This window comes from Microbispora sp. NPDC088329, assembly GCF_040685655.1.
Classification (GTDB): Bacteria; Actinomycetota; Actinomycetes; order Streptosporangiales; family Streptosporangiaceae; genus Microbispora.
In genome coordinates this window covers 551,378-568,384 of the sequence record NZ_JBFBIP010000002.1, presented here as the reverse complement: position 1 = coordinate 568,384, position 17,007 = coordinate 551,378, and the positions used below count along the sequence as shown (strand labels likewise).

Genomic DNA, 17,007 nt, shown 5'->3' with positions numbered 1-17,007 from the left:
CATGATGTCCGGCTTCGCGGGCGGACGCCAGACCGGTGCCCCTCCCCGATACGCTGGGAAACCATGAGTGACCGGCAGCCGCGATGGACGCAGACCTGGATGGGGGGCCCGCGGGCCGCCGGGGTGGATCTCGGATACCCGGGGCAGCGCCTCGGCCTGCCCGAGCAGGGCCCCGGATCGGTCGCGGGGTGGGGGCGCAGGATCGGCGCCGTCGTCGTCGACTGGCTGCTGTGCACCTGGGCCATCGCCGGGGGCCTGCTGCGCTTTCAGGGCAACGACGTCGCCTCGGTCGGTCTCGGGATCTTCGCCGCGGAGTACGTCCTGCTGGTCGGCACGATCGGCATGACGCTGGGGATGCGTCTGTTCGGCATCCGCGTGGCCGGGCTCGACGGCGGGCGGCCGAGCTTCTTCGGCGTGCTGGTCCGCACGCTGCTGCTGTGCCTCGCCGTGCCCGCGCTCATCTGGGACCGCGATCGGCGCGGCCTGCACGACCGCGCGAGCGGAACGGTCGTGGTCGACCTCTGACCGGACCACCGGAACCGGACCACGCGGCGCCGGTCGCCCGGGCCCGCGGGGCGGCCGGGATCATGGTTCGACGAGACCGGCGCGGATGGCGTAGCGGGTCAGTTCGAGCCGGTCGCGCATGCCCAGCTTCTGCAGGATGTTCGCGCGGTGCCTGTCGACCGTCTTCACGCTGATGAAGAGCGTCTCCGCGATCTCCTTGGCGGAGTTGCCCTCGGCGATGAGTTTGACGATCTCCTCCTCTCTCGGCGTCAGGATGCTGTCCGGCATGCGCTCACCCTGCCGGGCACGCTGCAGGTAGTCGCGGATGAGGGCGGTGACCGCGCCGGGGTAGAGGAAGGGCTCTCCGCGCATCGCCGCCCGGCAGGCCTCCAGGAGGTCCTGGTCGGCGACCGACTTGAGCACGTAACCGGAGGCGCCGGCCTTGAGCGCCTCGAAGAAATACTGCTCGTTGTCGTACATCGACAGGATCAGTATGCGGATGCCGGGTGCGCGCCGTGAGATCTCGCGTGCCGCCTGGATCCCGGTCATGCGGGGCATCGCGATGTCCAGGATGGCGAGGTCGATCTCCTCGGAGCGGGCGGCCTCGACCGCCTCGGCCCCGTCGGCGGCCTCCGCGACCACCATGAGATCGGGTTCCGCGTCGAGGATCAGCCGCAGCCCGCGGCGGACCAGCGCGTGATCGTCCGCCAGCAGGATGCGGGTCGTGCGGCTCTCCACGGCTCAGCTCTCCTCAACCGCGTGCGGGGGGTATGACCAGGCGCACGTCCGTGCCGCCGCCGGGCGGGGAGTCGACGGTCAGCCGGGCGCCGATGAGAAGGGCGCGCTCGCGCATTCCGCGGATCCCGGCGCCCTCCTTGCGCGCGCCTCCGCGCCCGTCGTCGCTGATGCGCAGCATGACCTGTCCCCTCTCCTGCCTGAGTGACAACTCCACATGGCGGGCGTGCGAGTGCCTGGCCACGTTCGTCAGCCCCTCCTGTGCGATCCGGTAGAGGACGAGCTCGACCTCTCCGCTGAGGGCGGGCAGGCCGGTGTCGACCTCACGGGTGACCGGTATCCCGCTCGCCTGCGAGAAGTCGCTGCTGAGCGCGCTCAGCGCACTGTGCAGCCCGAGGTCCTCCAGGACCCCGGGCCGCAGCCGTCTCGCCACCTGCCGCACCTCGTCCAGGCTGGCCCGGACCGTCTCCTGGGCGGAGCACAGCTCATCCCGGAGATCCTCCGGCGCCCGGTCGACGACGCGCTTGAGCCCCAGCAGCGCCACGGTGAGGCTCTGGCCGATCTCGTCGTGCAGCTCGCGTGCGATCCGCCGTCGTTCCCCCTCCTGCGCGGCCAGCGCGTACGCGCTGCTGGCGCTGCGCTCGGCTTCGAGACGTTCGAGCATCTCGTTGAACGTGCCGATCAGCTGGGCTAGATCGCCGTTGCCGCTGTCGGTGAGCCGGTCACCCGCCCTCAGCAGGTCGACCCGCCGCATGAGGGTGGTGAGCGCGTCGAGCGGGGCCAGGCTCTTGCGGATCAGCAGCGCGTTGGCCGTGATGATCAGAGCCAGCCCCACGGTCAGGACCGGGATCTCGGTCAGCAGGACCGGTGAGGACACCGTGGCCGGGGAGAGCGCGAGCACGAACGTCCCGACGGTGAAGACCAGGCCGTTGATCGCGAACAGTCGCCAGAACAGGGCCCGGGCCGGGTGCCGCGACTTCCTCGGCGGCCGGCCGGTCCGCCGGTCGGTGCGCTCCTTCACGGCTGACAGCCTGCTCGTTCTCGTACGGAGGTGTCCATGTGGGGTGCCTCCCATCTTCTGGGTGTCCCTACATGTCTTACCTCTCCTGATATGGGTGCCCGACCCGATGGTGGTGGCCCACGGCCGTCTCGAAGACTGGAGCACAGACAGCGACGGCTCGTCCGCTGTGGCCGGCGGGCGTCGCGACCCGCGCGGAAGAGGCGCGGAACCGGCCCTGATCCCGGCCTGTCACCGATCGGAGGCACCTGAGATGGACGTGACCCGCGTCACCCTGCCCGGCGTCGCCGCCGTGTACCAGTGCGTCACCCGCGACGGCCGGCGCTTCGGCGTGCTCGTGGAGAAGTCCGGCCGTCGCCGGCTCCTCGTCTACGACCCCGCGAAGCCCGACACGCCGCTCCAGGCGATCACCCTGGAGCAGCGCGAGGCCGATCAGCTCGCCGACATCCTGCACAGCGGGCCCGTCCTCGATCGGCTCGCCCGTCTCGAACGCCGCTTCGCCGAGTTCACCGAGGCGGCTCGGTGACCATGCCGCACACAGTCCGACCTTCCGACAGATGTGGTGATCTGATGCAAGCGCGCGACGTCGTCGTGAACCTGCCGACGGTGACCGTCCACGACCCCGTCGCCCGGGCCGTACGGATCATGGTGCTGAACCGGATGCCCGGATTGATCGTGGTGGACGCCGGGAGACGGCCGGGATGGGTGCTTCCCGGCACCCAGGTCCTGCGTCTCGCGGTTCCCGGGGCCTATCAGGAGGACCCGGCCCTGGCCCGGGCGATCGACGAGGCCCACGCCGACCGCTTCTGGCAGGAGCTGGCCGGCATAACGGTGGGAGACTGCCTGCCGCCCCAGCCGCCCAGACCGGTGACGGTGCCCCTCGACGCGACCCTGCTCGAAGTGGCCGCCCTCATGACCCGGCTGCGCAGCCCCATCGCCGCGGTCGTCGGCCGCGACGGCACCCTGGCCGGGGCGATCACGCTGGAGCGACTGCTCACCAGTCTGGCGCTGGTCCCGCCGGGCGACTGACCCCCGCCGCGGGAGCCGCGGGGCCGCCCCGCGCTTTTCGGCAGCCGTCCTTTCGGGTGCCGTCCTCGTCCCTTCCGCCGCGTCGCGTCACGCGACATGTCCGTGATCCGGAGGTTCGATCATTCACCGCTCCGCCATGCCGCCGTCGTCGCGGCGCCTTCACCCCGGCACGCCGTGCCGGAAGTCCGTACGACGCGCGCTCACCCCCGGACCTCCGGGACACCGTACGTGAGCGCCGTCGCATCCTTCACGATCTTCCTGACGGCTTTCGCCTTCATCGCCTCGGAGAAGGTGCACAAGGTCAAGGTGGTCCTCGTCGCCGCCGGCGCGATGGCCGTGCTGGGGCTGATCCCGGGCGACGAGGTGTTCTTCTCCGAGACCGCCGGCATCGACTGGAACGTCGTCTTCCTGCTGCTCGGCATGATGATCATAGTCGGTGTCGTCAAGCACACAGGGGTCTTCGACTACCTCGCGATCTGGGCGGCGAAGAAGTCCAAGGGCCGGCCGTACCGGCTGATGATCATGCTGATGGTCATCACCGCGATCGCCTCGCCGTTTCTCGACAACGTCACCACGATCATGCTCGTCGCACCGGTCACCGTGGTCGTCTGCGACCGGCTGCGCATCCCCGCCCAGCCGTACCTGATCGCCGAGGTCCTCGCGTCCAACATCGGCGGCGCGGCGACGCTCATCGGCGACCCGCCCAACATCATCATCGGCAGCCGTGCCGGGCTGACGTTCAACGACTTCCTGGTCCACATGGCACCGATCGTGGTCGTCATCTTCGTCGTGTTCGTGCTGCTCACCCGGGTGCTGTTCCGTGGGTCGTTCCGCTACGACCCGGATCGCGTGGCCGCGGTGATGGCGTTGCAGGAGCGACGGGCGATCACCGACCCGCGCCTGCTCGCGCGGTGCCTGATCGTCCTCGGCGGGGTCGTCGCGGGGTTCTGCCTGCACTCCGTGGTGCACGTGGAGCCGTCGATCGTCGCCCTGGTGGGCGCGGGGGTGATGCTGCTGGTGTCCCGCGCCGACGTGCAGGATGTCCTGCGCGAGGTCGAGTGGGGCACCCTGGTCTTCTTCATGGGCCTGTTCGTCATGGTCGCCGGGCTGGTGAACACGGGTGTCATCGCGACGATCGGCGGCTGGGCCGTCGGCGCGCTCGGCGACGACCACTTCCTCGCGGCCACGGCGCTGCTGTTCGGGTCCGGCGTGCTCGGCGCGTTCTTCGACAACATCCCCTATGTCGCCACGATGGTGCCCGTCGTCGAGGAGATGGTCGCGCAGGTCCCGGACGCGCGGACCGGGCAGGCGCTGTGGTGGTCCTTCGCCCTGGGGGCCGACTTCAGCGGCAACGGCACCGCGGTGGCGGCGAGCGCCAACGTCGTGGCCGTCGGCATCGCCGCCCGGACCGGCCACCGCATCGGCTTCTGGCAGTTCACCAAGTACGGCGTCCTCGTCACCGCGCTCAGCATCACGATGGCCTGGGTGTACGTCTGGCTGCGTTACTTCGCCTGACGCCGGACTACGACGCGGCCCTGACGCACTGGAAGATCGCCGTGCCGGGCAGCAGGCGGCCGCGCAGCGGACTCCAGCCGCCCCACGCACGGTCGTGGCCCGGCGGCCACTCCGGCTCGGTCAGGCCGGTCAGCACGAGGCCGGAGGCGGCGATCAGGCCCACCCAGTCGCCCATCGTCCGGTGGTGCTCCACGTAGGACGGCTCGCCGTCCTCGCCGAACTCCACGTACGGCGACCGGTCGAAATAGGGGCGGTCGGCGGTCAGGCCGCGCGGGCCCGGATCGTCGGGGAAGGCCCACCGGACGGGGTGGCTGACGGAGAACACGAACCGACCGCCCGGGCGCAGCACCCGGCGCACCTCGGCCAGGACCGCCCCGGCGTCGGCGACGAACGGCAGCGCTCCGTAGGCCGAGCACGCGAGGTCGAACGACCGGTCCGCGAACGGCAGCGTCTCGGCGTCGGCCTGGACGACGGGCAACCGCACCCCGGCGGACATGTCGATCCGCCGGGAGTGCTGCAGCTGCCGGTGGGACAGGTCGACGCCGACGGCCGCCGCGCCCCGCCCCAGCAGCCATCGGCCGCACTGGCCGGCGCCGCAGCCGATTTCGAGGACCCGGCGCCCGGCCACGTCGCCGAGCAGCCGGGCCTCGGCCTCGTCCAGCCCTTCCGGGCACCACACGAAGCCGTCGTCGCGGAGGAACCCGCCGTGCTCGGCCTGATACTCGTCGGCCGCGCCGTCCCACCAGCCCCGGTTGGCCCGGGAGGTCTGCGACCGGGAGACCGGCCGCCTTCCCACGAGGTCCAACGTCGTCAGCGCATCTTGGGGCCGCGCGGCATGCGGGCGCCCTTGGGGATGGGGCCCTTCGGCATCGGAACGGCCGGGGTGAGCGCGCGCATCCGGTTGTTGACCTCGGACACCGCGCCCTTCTTGAGGTTGCGGGGCAGCTTCATCATGTGCCGCTGAAGCTTGGCCAGGGGGACCTGGCCCTCGGCGTCACCGCACTGGACGTCGTACACGGGCACGTCGATCGCCACTCGCTGGACACGCTTCTTCTCCGCGACGAGCATGCGCTGCACCCGGTTCGGCGGGCCCTCGGAGACCAGGATGACCCCGGGGTATCCGACGACCCGGAAGACGAGGTCCTGGTCGCGGTTGACCGCGACCGGCTTCTCCTCGACGTACCAGGTGCCGCGCAGGCTCTGCAGGATCGCGTACGTCGCCCCCGGCTGGCCGTGGAGCATCGAGTACTGCGACCTCTGCGCGAAGCGGCTGAAGACGATCATCCCGACCAGTACGGCGGCGAAGACGCCGAACACGATCCACGTCCAGCTGAAGATCACGCCGATGACGACGAACAGGACGAGCGTTGCCAGAGCCGACGCGTAGACGATCGGCATGCCCTTGGGGTTTGCCTGCTGAATGATCTTTGCGACCATCCGGAGCTGCTTGAGGCGTCCCGGAGCCGCTGCGTCTTTCGCCATGGTGTGAAGGATACAAACGCCGAGCTGACTTAATGAAAACGAGACTCGCCCACGCGGGCGGCGACGGCCTGCTGGTACAGACGGCCGGCCCGGTAGGACGAGCGCACCAGCGGACCGGACATGACACCGGCGAAACCGATCTCCTCGGCCTCCCGCTGGAACTCCACGAACTCCTCGGGCTTGACCCAGCGGTCCACGGGGTGGTGGCGGGGGGTCGGGCGCAGATACTGGGTGATCGTCACCAGGTCGCATCCGGCCTCGTGGAGGTCGCGCAGCGCCTGGGTGACCTCCTCCCGTTCCTCGCCCATGCCGAGGATGAGGTTCGACTTGGTGACCAGCCCGGCCTCGCGGGCCATGCTGATGACCTGCAGCGAGCGCTCGTACCGGAACGCGGGCCGGATCCGCTTGAAGATCCGGGGCACGGTCTCGATGTTGTGCGCGAAGACCTCGGGCCGGCTGGAGAAGACCTCTTCGAGCTGGCCGTGGTCGCCGTTGAAGTCCGGCACCAGCAGCTCGACGCCGCAGCCGGGCACCATCTCGTGGATCTGCCGGGCGGTCTCCGCGTACAGCCAGGAGCCGCCGTCGGGCAGGTCGTCACGGGCGACGCCGGTCACCGTGGCGTAGCGCAGGCCCATCTGGAGCACCGACTCGGCGACCCGGCGCGGTTCGTCCCTGTCGTACTCCGCCGGCTTGCCGGTGTCGATCTGGCAGAAGTCGCACCGCCGGGTGCACTGGTCGCCGCCGATGAGGAAGGTCGCCTCGCGGTCCTCCCAGCATTCGGAGATGTTGGGACAGCCCGCTTCCTGGCACACGGTGTGCAGCCCCGCGCCCTTCACCAACGACTTGATCTCGTTGTAGTTGGGGCCGTTGCGCAGCCGCGTCTTGATCCACGGCGGCTTCTTCTCGATGGGGGTCTGGCTGTTGCGCACCTCCAGGCGGAGGAGCTTTCGGCCTTCAGGAGCGACGGTCATTCGACTTCCTTCGCAGCACTCCGCGGCAGCGGTCCGCGGGCCCGGGGTCCGAGCGGGAACACGGGGCCCGGCGCCGTACGCGGGCCTGCGTGCCTGTCGGAACGCTCGTTCACAAACCCAGCTTATTACCTGCTTTCACCGGAACCTCCGGAGGAAGCCCGGCCCTCTGGCCTCTCGCGCCGGAGGCGGCGGCGACGTGGGGAACCTCACGCGTGAGGGCGCGATTTCCGGCCCGGCGATCAGGTGCCGTGGGACAGCTCCCGCACCGCGCGGGCGAGGTGACGGGACAGCTCGGCGTCGATCCGGTCCGACTCGCCGGGGCCGAGACTCACCGGGCCGTCGCCGACGCCGGCGGATTCGAGGAGGACGGCCCGCAGCGCCGCCGGGGGCTCCGCCTGCCAGGCGCCCTGCCCGGCGAGGGAGTCCTCCCGCCGTGCGGTGATCAGTTCGCGGCCGGCGTCGCCGGAGAGCACGGCGCGGCGGATCTCCTCGGCCGTCTCCCCGCGCCTGGCCGCGGCCATGACCGGAGTGAGGCGGCTTTCCGCCATGGTGAGCGCGTCGAGGTATTCGACGACGGCGCGCGACGAGACGGCGCGGGCCGCGACCTGGTCCGCGTAGTGGACGGCGTGTTGTGCCTGCGCGGAGACGAGCCGGCGCAACGCGAGCTCGGCCAGCAGGAGCGGCCACACCAGCACCCACCCGGCGACCTTGCCGATCGCCTGCGACGCCATCCTGCCCCCCGGTCCGCCGTGGTGCGCCAGCAGGGGGTCGCCGAAGTCGGGGAACCGGTCCACCCGCATGTCCATCAGGGCGTGCCGCCACTTGCCCGTGGTGACGAGCGCCGCCGGGACGAGCAGGCCGCGCCCGGGGTCGCCGCTGACGTCGCGCGCGAGCTCCGCGCCGAGCATGCCCGCCCGCTCGCGCGGCGTCAGGGTGAGCAGCAGTGGGAGGCCGACGAGCAGCACGGGCCGCCGCCGCACCCTGCTCGATACGCCGCCCGATACGCCGCCCCCTGGCCCGCCCCCCACCCTGGTCCGCAGGTGTGCGCACCGGAAGAGGCGGTCGTGCAGGTAGATCGCGGCGGGGGGCTCCGCTCCGACCGCGCCGGCGATCCGGCCGGCCACGTCGAACAGGGCCGGCGCCTCCGCCCGGGTGACCTCTTCCGCGCCGTCCGGGAGCCGGACGGCCCTGGGCCTGGTCACTATCGCGATGGCGGCGAGCACGCCGCCGAGCAGCCAGCCGATCACGCTGCCGTGCCAGCCGGCGACGACGAGGACGGCACCCGCCAGGATGGCGGCGGTCACCGCGTGGACGACGGCAGCCAGGGCGAAGGAGAGCAGCCTGGCGGCCGTCCAGCCGGGCCTGTCCAGCCGCCGGCCCCGTAATCGCAGAAACCGCCTCCTGGCGTCAGGGGGGAGCGAATCGGCGCGGACTTCGTCGGGGGGTGAGAAGGAGGGCACGCCGCGAGTATGTCCGAGGCCGTGCCGCTCGGCGAGACCCGAAAAATGCAATGGGCTGCAACTTTGCATTAGAGTGCAGGAATGGCCGAGGGACTGCGAGAGCGCAAGAAGCGGCAGACCCGGCAGCGCATCGCCGAGGTGGCGGTCGGGCTGTTCGTGGAGCGCGGCTTCGACAACGTCACGATGGCGGAGGTCGCGCAGGCCGCCGAGGTCTCGGTCAACACCGTCTACAACTACTTCGAGGCCAAGGAGGACCTGGTCCTCCCGCCCGAGGAGGCGTCGCCGCGGCGGCTGGCCGACATCGTGCGGGAACGGCCGCCGGGGCAGCCGGCGGCCGTCGCGGTGCTGGAGCACCTGCGCCGGGAGATCCACGGGCGCGACCGCAGCGTCGGGCTGAGCGCGGGATTCGGGCGTGTCCTGGAGATGATGCGGGCCGCCCCCACACTGACCGCCCGGCTGGAGGACCTCGGCCGTCAGATGACCGAGGCGCTGGCGGTCACCCTGGCCGAGGAGACCGGCGCGGACGCCGGCGATCCGCTGCCGCGCGTGGTCGCCTGGCACATCGGCTGCCTCCACTCGCTGGTGTACGCCGAGATCGGGCGGCGTACGGCGGCGGGGGAGAGCCCGGACGCCATCGCGGCCGCCGTGCTGGAGTTGCTCGACGTCGCCGAGGGCCTCCTGGGCGAGCGCGTCCGCACCTACGCCGTACGAGAGGGATCAACGTGTTCAGAGTGACGATCAGAGGGAAGTTCGGGGGCCTCGACGACGCGGGCCGGGCCGCCGTGATGGCGGCGGGCGGCGCCGCCTACACCGAGGACGGCTCGTTCACCCACGACGCGAGCGTGTCCGCCTTCACCTTCCGCTGCCAGGTGCCCGCGGGCCCGGACGACGGCGAGGACGAGGCCGCGCTGGGGGCGATGGCCGCGCTGGACGCGCACGGGCATCCGTACGAGATCCTGCGGATCGCGGTGACCGACATGCGCCAGATCAAGATCCGCCGCAAGGGCCGCGGCGTGTAGCCGTGTCCCGCGGTTGTGGGAAGGCGCCGCACGGACGGCGGCGGCGGGCGCGAGGCGGCCCGCCCGTCAGGTGAGGTCCTCCTCGTACAGGTCGTACGGCTCCTGGCCGAGTGCCTCGGCGAGGCGCTTGCCGGCGAACGGGATGACCTCGTCGACCGTGATGCGGCGTCCGGTCTCGGCCGACAGCGACGTGACGCCGGCGTCGTCACCGGTGATGCGGGTGTACCAGCTCAGGTCGTTGACGCAGTTGAGCGCGAAGCCGTGCATGGTGACCCCGCCGGAGACCCTGATGCCGATCGTGCCGATCCTGCGGTCGGGCAGCCCGTGCCCGGGATCGCCGGGCACCCACACCCCGCCGCGGCCCTCGACCCGCCGCGCCGTCAGCCCGAAGTCGGCGCAGACCTGGATCAGGACCTCCTCCAGGGAACGGACGTAGGAGACCACGTCGCCGATGCGGATGATGGGGTAGCAGACGAGCTGACCCGGACCATGCCAGGTGATCTTCCCGCCCCGGTCCACGTCGATGACCGGCGTGCCGTCGACCGGCCGCTCGTGCGGCAGCGTCCGCTTGCCCGCCGTGTAGACGGGGGCGTGTTCCAGCATGAGGCACAGGTCGGAGATCTCGTCGGCCGCCCGCCGGGTGTGCAGCCGCCGCTGCAGGGTCCAGGCCTGCTCGTACGGTACGTCGACCCCCAGGCGGACGATGGCCACGCCCTTCACATTCCCATCGCCCTTCACGGTCACAGCGTAGAGGTCAGCAGCCGGGGCTCGATACGCAGCTCCTTGACCGCGGGACCGTCCCGTTCGATCCGGTAGGCGTACCCCTCGGGATCGATGGTCACGGCCTGGATGAACTCGGTGCCCACGTAGTGCAGCGCCACGCCCTCGTCGGCGGCGTACCCCTCGGGCAGCTCGCCCGACGCGACCGACTCGTGCAGCAGCGCCCGCCGCTGCGGGTCGGAGTTGTAGTGGACGCCGCAGGAGTGGGGAAGCAGGGCCAGACCCTCGGCCCAGGGGCGCAGCCGCGGCCCGAACGAGTCGGTGTTGCCGCCGACGTGCCAGCACAGCGCGCCGGCGCTCTGCCCGGACAGCACGATCCCGGCCCGCCACGCCTCGGCGAACGCCTCGTCCAGGCCGTGCAGCCGCCACAGCGCGGCGAGGTTGGCGACGCTGCCGCCGCTCACGTAGATCGCGTCCTGCTCCAGGATCCACTCGCGGGGGTCCTCGACGTTCGGCATCGGGAAGACCGTCAGGTGGCTCACCTCGACGTCCCAGCGGGCGAACGCGCCGTACATCTTGAGCAGCCAGTCGGCGTCGTCGCCGGTGGCGGTGGCGAGCAGGCCGAGCTTGGGCCGGTCCTGCCCGGTCAGGTCGAGGACGTAGCGCAGCAGCGCGGTCGGCTCGACGAACCCGTACCGCTCCGTCTGCCGGAATGATCCGCCTCCGATGGCGACGATGTGCGACTGCCCGATGCGGCTCATGCCCCACCACTCCCGTTCCCGGATCGAATGACTCTTCAGAGTACGGCGGCCAAAGCCTCGCCGATGGTGGGATGGGCGAACCGGTGACCTGCGTCGAGTAGCCGCCGGGGGAGCACCCGCTGCCCGGCGAGCAGGGCCTCGTCGGCGAACTCCCCGAGCGCCAGGCGCAGCGCGAACCGCGGGGCCGGGACCGGCATCGTCGGACGCTTCAGCGCCCTGGCGAGCGCGGCGGTGTAGTCGGCGTTGGTCACCGGCTCGGGAGCCGTGAGGTTCACCGGCCCGGCCAGTTCGCGGGCGAGCAGGAAGCGCACCGCGCCGACCCAGTCGGGCAGCGAGATCCACGAGACGTACTGCCTGCCGCTGCCGAGCACGGCGCCCGCGCCCATCTTGAAGATCGGCAGCATCCGGGCGAGCGCGCCGCCCCGGCCGGTGAGCACCATGCCGCTGCGCAGCAGCGTCACCCGCACGCCCGCCTCCCCGGCGGGCTCGGTGGCCGTCTCCCAGCCGCGCACCAGATCGGCGAGGAAGCCCCGGCCCGGCGGCGCCGACTCGTCCACCTCCCGGTCGCCGGTGTCGCCGTAGAAGCCGACCGCGGAGGAGGACAGCAGCACCCGTGGTCCCCCCTCCGCCCGGGCCAGCGCCTCGGCGAGGGTGCGCGTGCCGCCGACGCGGCTGTCCACCAGGTCACGCTTGTACGCCTCGGACCACCGGCGGTCGCCGATCCCGGCCCCGGCCAGGTGGACGACGGCGTCCGCGCCCTCCAGCGCCGCCGGATCGAGTATCCCGTTCGCCGGGTCCCAGAAGCGCTCGTCGGGCCCGGCGGGCGTGCGCCGTACAAGCCGGCGCACCTCGTGCCCGTCGGCGCGCAGCGCGCCGACCAGGGCCGTTCCGAGCAGTCCAGAAGAGCCCGTCACCACTGCCGTCATCGTCTCCACGCACAGTTCACTACCACGCGGGGAGCGGTTTCACCGCGCGACGGGCGCGCTGATCGAGCCGCGCGGCAGGAAACCCGGGACGTCGCTCCCGCCGCCGGCGCACGCCCCGCAGGAGGGCGGACTGTGCCGTCCGGCTGCGCCGGCTCGATGGACCGCCTGGCTGTGCCGTGGACCTGCCGGAAAACGCCGAGGGCCGCCCCGCGACGTGCGGGACGGCCCAACGGCGTCGGGGCGTACGGCTCACGCCGGCCCCGGGCGTACGGCTACGCCAGGCCGAGCTGGGCCTCGAAGCGGCCCTCCTCGAGACGGTGCTTGATCGTCGTGAGGAAACGGGCCGCGTCGGCGCCGTCCACCAGGCGGTGGTCGTAGCTGAGCGCGAGGTACACCATAGAGCGGACCGCGATGACCTCGCCCTCCGGCGTGTCCACGACGACCGGGCGCTTGACGACCGCGCCGGTGCCCAGCATGCCGACCTGCGGCTGGTTGAGGATCGGCGTGTCGAACAGCGCGCCCCGGCTGCCGGTGTTGGTGAGCGTGAACGTGCCGCCGGTGATCTCGTCCGGGCTCACCTTGTTGGTGCGGGTGCGCTCGGCGAGGTCGGCGATCTTACGGGCGAGCCCGGCGATGTTGAGGTCGCCCGCGTTCTTGATCACCGGGACGAGCAGGCCGCGCTCGGTGTCGGTCGCGAAGCCGAGGTGCTCGACGTCGAAGTAGGTGACCTCGTTGGTCTCGCTGTTGATCGTGGCGTTCAGCTTCGGGTGCTGCTTGAGCGCCTCGACCGCGGCCAGCGCGAAGAACGGCATGAACGACAGCTTCACGCCCTCGCGCCGCTGGAAGTCGTCCTTGGCCCGGTTGCGGAGCTGCGCGATGCGGGTGACGTCGACCTCGACCACGGTGGTGAGCTGGGCCGAGACCTGCAGCGACTCCACCATGCGCTTGGCGATGGTCTGCCGCAGGCGCGACATCTTTTCCGTACGGCCGCGCAACGTGGTGTCCACCCGCACCTCCGACGCGGCGGGCGCGGCGGCGGCCGGGGCGGTGGGCGCCTGGGCCGGGGCGGCGGGCGCCGCCTGCGGGGCAGCCGGAGCGGCGGCAGCGGCGGCGGCCTGCTCACGCTGCACCCGGGCGGCCTCGATGACGTCCTGCTTGCGGATCCGGCCGCCGACGCCGGTGCCGGTCAGCGCGTCGAGGTCGACGCCGTGCTCGGCGGCGAGCTTGCGGACCAGCGGCGTGACGTACGGGCTCTCGCCGGACGGCAGCGGGGTCGGCTCGCTCGGCTGCGCGGCCGGGGCGGGCGCCTGCGGCTGCGGAGCCTGCTGAGCCGGAGCCTGCGGAGCCTGGGCGGGCGCCTGGGGCGCCGGCTGCGGCGTCACCACGGCGGGCGCGGGCTGCGGGATCGACGAGATCGGCGCGGGCTCGGGCGCCGCCGCCTGCGCGGGGGCCGGGGCGGGCTCCGGCTCGGGCTCGGGCTGCGGGGCGGGAGCCGCGGGCTCGGCGGCGGCCGGAGCGGCGCCCGCCTCGGAGTCGATCAGGGCGAGCTCGGCGCCGACCTCGACCGTCTCGTCCTCGGCAACGATGATCTTGGTGAGGTAACCCGCGGACGGCGAAGGGATCTCGGTGTCGACCTTGTCGGTCGACACCTCGAGGAGCGGCTCGTCGGCCTCGACGCGGTCGCCTTCCTTCTTCAGCCAGCGGGTGACGGTGCCCTCGGTAACGCTCTCGCCGAGCTGGGGCATGGTTACGGAGACCGGCATGGTGTGTCTTCTCTCGCGTTCGCTAGGAGGGCTTCAGTTGTGGACGTGCAGCGGCTTGCCGGCCAGGGCCAGCATCGCCTCGCCGAGGGCCTCGGACTGGGTCGGGTGCGGGTGGATGAGCTGGGCGACGTCGGTGGCCGTGGCCTCCCAGTTGAAGATCAGCTGGGCCTCGGCGATCAGCTCGCCCACCCGGCTGCCGACCATGTGGACGCCGAGCACGCGGCCGTCGCGCTCGGCGACGACCTTGACCTCGCCCTGGGTCTGCAGGATCTTGCTCCTGCCGTTGCCGGCGAGGTTGTAGTTCAGCTCGACGACGTCGTGACCGCGCTCGCGGGCGACCGACGTGGCGATGCCCACCGACGCGACCTCGGGCTCGGAGTAGGTGATGCGGGGCACGCCGTCGTAGTCGATCGGCACCGGGTTCAGGCCGGCGATGTGCTCGGCGACCAGGATGCCCTCGGCGAAGCCGACGTGGGCGAGCTGCAGCGTGGGGATCAGGTCGCCCACGGCGTAGACGCCCGGCACGCTGGTCTGGCAGAACTCGTTGACGAGCACGTAGCCGCGCTCCATCGTGACGCCGTTCTCCTCGTAGCCGAGGCCGGCCGAGACCGGGCCGCGGCCGACGGCGACCAGCATGATCTCGGCGTCGAGGGTCTTGCCGTTCTCCAGGGAGACGACGACCCCGGTGTCGGTGGTCTTGACGCTCTCGAACCTGGCGCCCAGCTCGTACTTGATGCCGCGGCGGCGGAAGGCGCGCTCCAGCAGCTTGGAGCTGGACTCGTCCTCCAGCGGCAGCAGGTGCGGCAGCGCCTCGACGATCGTGACCTCGGCGCCGAACGAGCGCCACACGCTGGCGAACTCGACGCCGATCACGCCGCCGCCCAGGATGACGACCGAGGACGGGACCCGGTCGAGGACCAGCGCGTGGTCGCTGCTGATCACCTTCTCGCCGTCGATGTCCAGGCCGGGCAGCGACTTCGGCACGGAACCGGTCGCCAGCACGACGTTGCGGCCCTCGTACACCTGGTCGCCGACCACGACGCGGCCCGGGCCGGCCAGGCGGCCCTCGCCCTCGACCACGGTGATCTTCTTGCTCTTGATGAGGCCGGCCAGGCCCTTGTACAGGCCCCCGATCACCTTGTCCTTGTACGCGTGGACGCCGGGGACGTCGATGCCCTCCAGCCGGGTGCGGACGCCGAACGACTCGCCCTCGCGAGCCTGGTCGGCGAGCTCGGCCGCGTGCAGCAGCGCCTTGGTGGGGATGCAGCCGCGGTGCAGGCAGGTGCCCCCGACCTTGTCCTTCTCGATGAGGACGACGTTCATGCCGAGCTCGGCCGCCCGCAGGGCACAGGCGTAACCACCGCTACCGCCACCTAGGACGACGATGTCGTAGGGGCCGCTGCCATCAGCCACTGGAATGCTCCTTGGTCGTATTCGCACCGCCGGATGGACCCGGCAGCATCTTTTCACTTGTCCCGGAAGTTCGTGGCCCCGCCCCGTGCCCGCGGGCCCGCCGCGGCGGAGCCGTCTTCCTGTTTAAACAGCCTGCGCGGACGTGCCGTTCCCCGCGTAGCGCTCGGCGACGGCGACGAGCGTGCGGGTCAGCGCGCCGGTGCCGCCCTTGGGCGTGTAGCCGTGCGGCTCGGCCTTGTTGAACGCGGGCCCGGCCATGTCCACGTGCGCCCACGGGACGCCTTCGGGGACGAACTCGCGCAGGAAGATGCCCGCGGCGAGCATGCTGCCCCACCGCTCGGGCTGGAGGTTGGCGATGTCGGCGACCGCGGAGTCGAGCCCCTTGCGCAGCTCGGCGGGCAGCGGCATGCCCCAGGCGCCCTCGCCCTGCTCCCCGGCGATGCGGACGATCTCCTCGCGCAGATCGTCGTCGTTGGCCATCACGCCGGCCGTACGCCACCCGAGCGCCACGATCTGGGCGCCGGTCAGGGTGGCGACGTCGATGATCACGTCGGGCTCGTCCTCGGCGGCGCGGGCGATGCCGTCGATCAGCACCAGGCGGCCCTCGGCGTCGGTGTCGAGCACCTCGACGGTCTTGCCGCTGTAGGTGTGCAGGACGTCGGAGGGGCGCTGGGCGCTGCCCGAGGGCATGTTCTCGGCCAGGCAGAGGTAGCCGACCGCGTTGACGCGCAGGCCCAGCCGGGCGATCGCGACGAGCGCGCCGAACACGGCTCCCGCGCCGCCCATGTCGGACTTCATCCAGTCCATGGAGGCGGAGGGCTTGAGCGACAGGCCGCCGGAGTCGAAGGTGATGCCCTTGCCGACGAAGGCGACCTTCCGGGTGGCCTCGGGGTGGCTGTAGGCCACGCGGACCAGACGCGGCGGATTGACCGAGCCCTGGCCGACGCCGATGATGCCGCCGTAGCCGTCCTCCTTGAGCCTGGTCTCGTCCAGCACCTCGACCGACAGACCGGCCTCGCCGCCCGTCTTCTGGGCGATCTCGGCGAAACGCGCGGGCCACAGGTCCGAGGGCGGCGTGTTCACCAGGTCGCGGACGAGGGTGACCGCGTCGGCGAGCGTGGCCGCGTGCGCGAGGGCCTCCTCGGCCCCGGCCGCGCCGGACAGGACGGTCAGCTCCCCGACCGGCTGCTTGCGGTCACCACCCGTGCGGTACCGCGTGAAGTCGTAGGCGCCCAGCAGGCCGCCCAGCGCCACGGCCTCCGCCTCGGCGGCCGTACGGGCGGGCAGCGCGAGCGCCGCGGACGCCGTACCGGCGAGGGAGCGGACGGCCGCCCCGGCCGCGCGGCGCAGGGTCTCCAGGTCGTAGCCGTTCTCTGGGCCGTCCTCTGGGCCGTCCTGCGGCGCGTCGCCGAGGCCCACGGCGACGGCGACGGGTGCGGGTAGCGCTCCGAAAGTCGGGAACTTCGCCACTTCCTCGGCCTTGCCGCTGAACCCCATGGTGGTGAGGATCTCGGCGAGTCGTCCGTCCAGGGCCTGGTCGAGGCCTTCGCCTCCGGGGGCCGGGCGCGGACCCTCCGGGGTCGTGTGGACGCCGATTATGAGAGCACCGGTCTCGATGGAGACCGCGTCAGATGCGTTTATGCGCACTGTGGTCACGTGAGCCGATGCTAGCTGGGCTCACTCGGCTACGC

Annotated in this window: 18 protein-coding genes; 6 read left to right on the top strand and 12 right to left on the bottom strand. The window is 71.9% G+C overall.

The window, feature by feature from the left end; translation table 11 throughout:
• The first annotated feature begins 63 nt into the window (after window positions 1-63).
• A complete protein-coding gene (locus tag AB0O28_RS07070) occupies window positions 64-525 on the top strand; it encodes an RDD family protein (protein WP_363637172.1) in 462 nt (153 codons plus the stop codon).
• Between the two features lie 60 nt (window positions 526-585).
• Here the strand turns inward: AB0O28_RS07070 and AB0O28_RS07065 are convergent, their stop codons facing one another.
• Together AB0O28_RS07065 and AB0O28_RS07060 are read right to left on the bottom strand one after the other, a co-directional pair.
• Window positions 586-1,242 (bottom strand): response regulator transcription factor, encoded by a 657-nt coding sequence (locus AB0O28_RS07065; RefSeq protein ID WP_363637170.1) that lies wholly within the window; start codon window positions 1,240-1,242, stop codon window positions 586-588.
• 13 nt (window positions 1,243-1,255) lie between these two features.
• Window positions 1,256-2,260, bottom strand: a complete 1,005-nt coding sequence (locus AB0O28_RS07060) for a sensor histidine kinase (protein ID WP_363637168.1) — start codon at window positions 2,258-2,260, stop codon at window positions 1,256-1,258.
• A 250-nt stretch (window positions 2,261-2,510) separates the two neighbouring features.
• On the opposite strand from AB0O28_RS07060, the gene AB0O28_RS07055 reads away from it, so the two are divergent.
• The 3 genes from AB0O28_RS07055 to AB0O28_RS07045 all read left to right on the top strand — a co-directional run bounded on the left by AB0O28_RS07055 (window position 2,511) and on the right by AB0O28_RS07045 (window position 4,801).
• Window positions 2,511-2,783: a hypothetical protein gene (locus tag AB0O28_RS07055; RefSeq protein WP_363637166.1), complete on the top strand. Its 273-nt coding sequence runs from the start codon at window positions 2,511-2,513 to the stop codon at window positions 2,781-2,783.
• 44 nt (window positions 2,784-2,827) lie between these two features.
• On the top strand, window positions 2,828-3,286 hold the full coding sequence (locus AB0O28_RS07050; protein WP_363637164.1) for a CBS domain-containing protein: 459 nt from the start codon (window positions 2,828-2,830) through the stop codon (window positions 3,284-3,286).
• 228 nt (window positions 3,287-3,514) lie between these two features.
• On the top strand, window positions 3,515-4,801 hold the full coding sequence (locus AB0O28_RS07045; protein WP_363637163.1) for an ArsB/NhaD family transporter: 1,287 nt from the start codon (window positions 3,515-3,517) through the stop codon (window positions 4,799-4,801).
• 7 nt (window positions 4,802-4,808) lie between these two features.
• Here AB0O28_RS07045 and AB0O28_RS07040 read toward each other — a convergent pair whose 3' ends face one another.
• The 4 genes from AB0O28_RS07040 to AB0O28_RS07025 form a co-directional block, all read right to left on the bottom strand.
• On the bottom strand, window positions 4,809-5,606 hold the full coding sequence (locus tag AB0O28_RS07040) for a class I SAM-dependent methyltransferase (protein WP_363637161.1): 798 nt from the start codon (window positions 5,604-5,606) through the stop codon (window positions 4,809-4,811).
• Between the two features lie 5 nt (window positions 5,607-5,611).
• On the bottom strand, window positions 5,612-6,283 hold the full coding sequence (locus AB0O28_RS07035; RefSeq protein ID WP_363637159.1) for a DUF4191 domain-containing protein: 672 nt from the start codon (window positions 6,281-6,283) through the stop codon (window positions 5,612-5,614).
• A 29-nt stretch (window positions 6,284-6,312) separates the two neighbouring features.
• Entirely contained in the window at window positions 6,313-7,254 is a 942-nt protein-coding gene (gene lipA, locus AB0O28_RS07030; RefSeq protein WP_363637157.1) for a lipoyl synthase, read from the bottom strand.
• Window positions 7,255-7,493: 239 nt separating this feature from the next.
• Window positions 7,494-8,714 (bottom strand): hypothetical protein, encoded by a 1,221-nt coding sequence (locus AB0O28_RS07025; protein WP_363637155.1) that lies wholly within the window; start codon window positions 8,712-8,714, stop codon window positions 7,494-7,496.
• An 81-nt stretch (window positions 8,715-8,795) separates the two neighbouring features.
• On the opposite strand from AB0O28_RS07025, the gene AB0O28_RS07020 reads away from it, so the two are divergent.
• Window positions 8,796-9,449: a helix-turn-helix domain-containing protein gene (locus tag AB0O28_RS07020; protein ID WP_363637153.1), complete on the top strand. Its 654-nt coding sequence runs from the start codon at window positions 8,796-8,798 to the stop codon at window positions 9,447-9,449.
• Window positions 9,446-9,733, top strand: coding sequence for a DUF6204 family protein (locus AB0O28_RS07015; protein ID WP_363637151.1), 288 nt, complete (start codon window positions 9,446-9,448; stop codon window positions 9,731-9,733). The genes AB0O28_RS07020 and AB0O28_RS07015 overlap by 4 nt, the downstream gene beginning before the upstream one ends.
• Window positions 9,734-9,799: 66 nt before the next feature.
• Here the strand turns inward: AB0O28_RS07015 and lipB are convergent, their stop codons facing one another.
• From lipB to AB0O28_RS06985, 6 genes are all read right to left on the bottom strand, one after another.
• Window positions 9,800-10,471 carry a lipoyl(octanoyl) transferase LipB gene (lipB, locus tag AB0O28_RS07010; protein ID WP_363637149.1) on the bottom strand — a complete coding sequence of 224 codons (672 nt, stop codon included), beginning with the start codon at window positions 10,469-10,471 and terminating at the stop codon, window positions 9,800-9,802.
• Window positions 10,472-10,473: 2 nt separating this feature from the next.
• On the bottom strand, window positions 10,474-11,214 hold the full coding sequence (locus AB0O28_RS07005; protein ID WP_363637147.1) for a peptidase E: 741 nt from the start codon (window positions 11,212-11,214) through the stop codon (window positions 10,474-10,476).
• Window positions 11,215-11,249: 35 nt separating this feature from the next.
• Window positions 11,250-12,140, bottom strand: a complete 891-nt coding sequence (locus AB0O28_RS07000) for a TIGR01777 family oxidoreductase (protein ID WP_363637145.1) — start codon at window positions 12,138-12,140, stop codon at window positions 11,250-11,252.
• A 272-nt stretch (window positions 12,141-12,412) separates the two neighbouring features.
• On the bottom strand, window positions 12,413-13,903 hold the full coding sequence (gene sucB, locus AB0O28_RS06995) for a 2-oxoglutarate dehydrogenase, E2 component, dihydrolipoamide succinyltransferase (protein WP_363637143.1): 1,491 nt from the start codon (window positions 13,901-13,903) through the stop codon (window positions 12,413-12,415).
• Window positions 13,904-13,936: 33 nt separating this feature from the next.
• A complete protein-coding gene (lpdA, locus tag AB0O28_RS06990; RefSeq protein ID WP_363637141.1) occupies window positions 13,937-15,316 on the bottom strand; it encodes a dihydrolipoyl dehydrogenase in 1,380 nt (459 codons plus the stop codon).
• A 123-nt stretch (window positions 15,317-15,439) separates the two neighbouring features.
• Window positions 15,440-16,972, bottom strand: a complete 1,533-nt coding sequence (locus AB0O28_RS06985) for a leucyl aminopeptidase (protein WP_363637139.1) — start codon at window positions 16,970-16,972, stop codon at window positions 15,440-15,442.
• Window positions 16,973-17,007 lie beyond the last annotated feature (35 nt).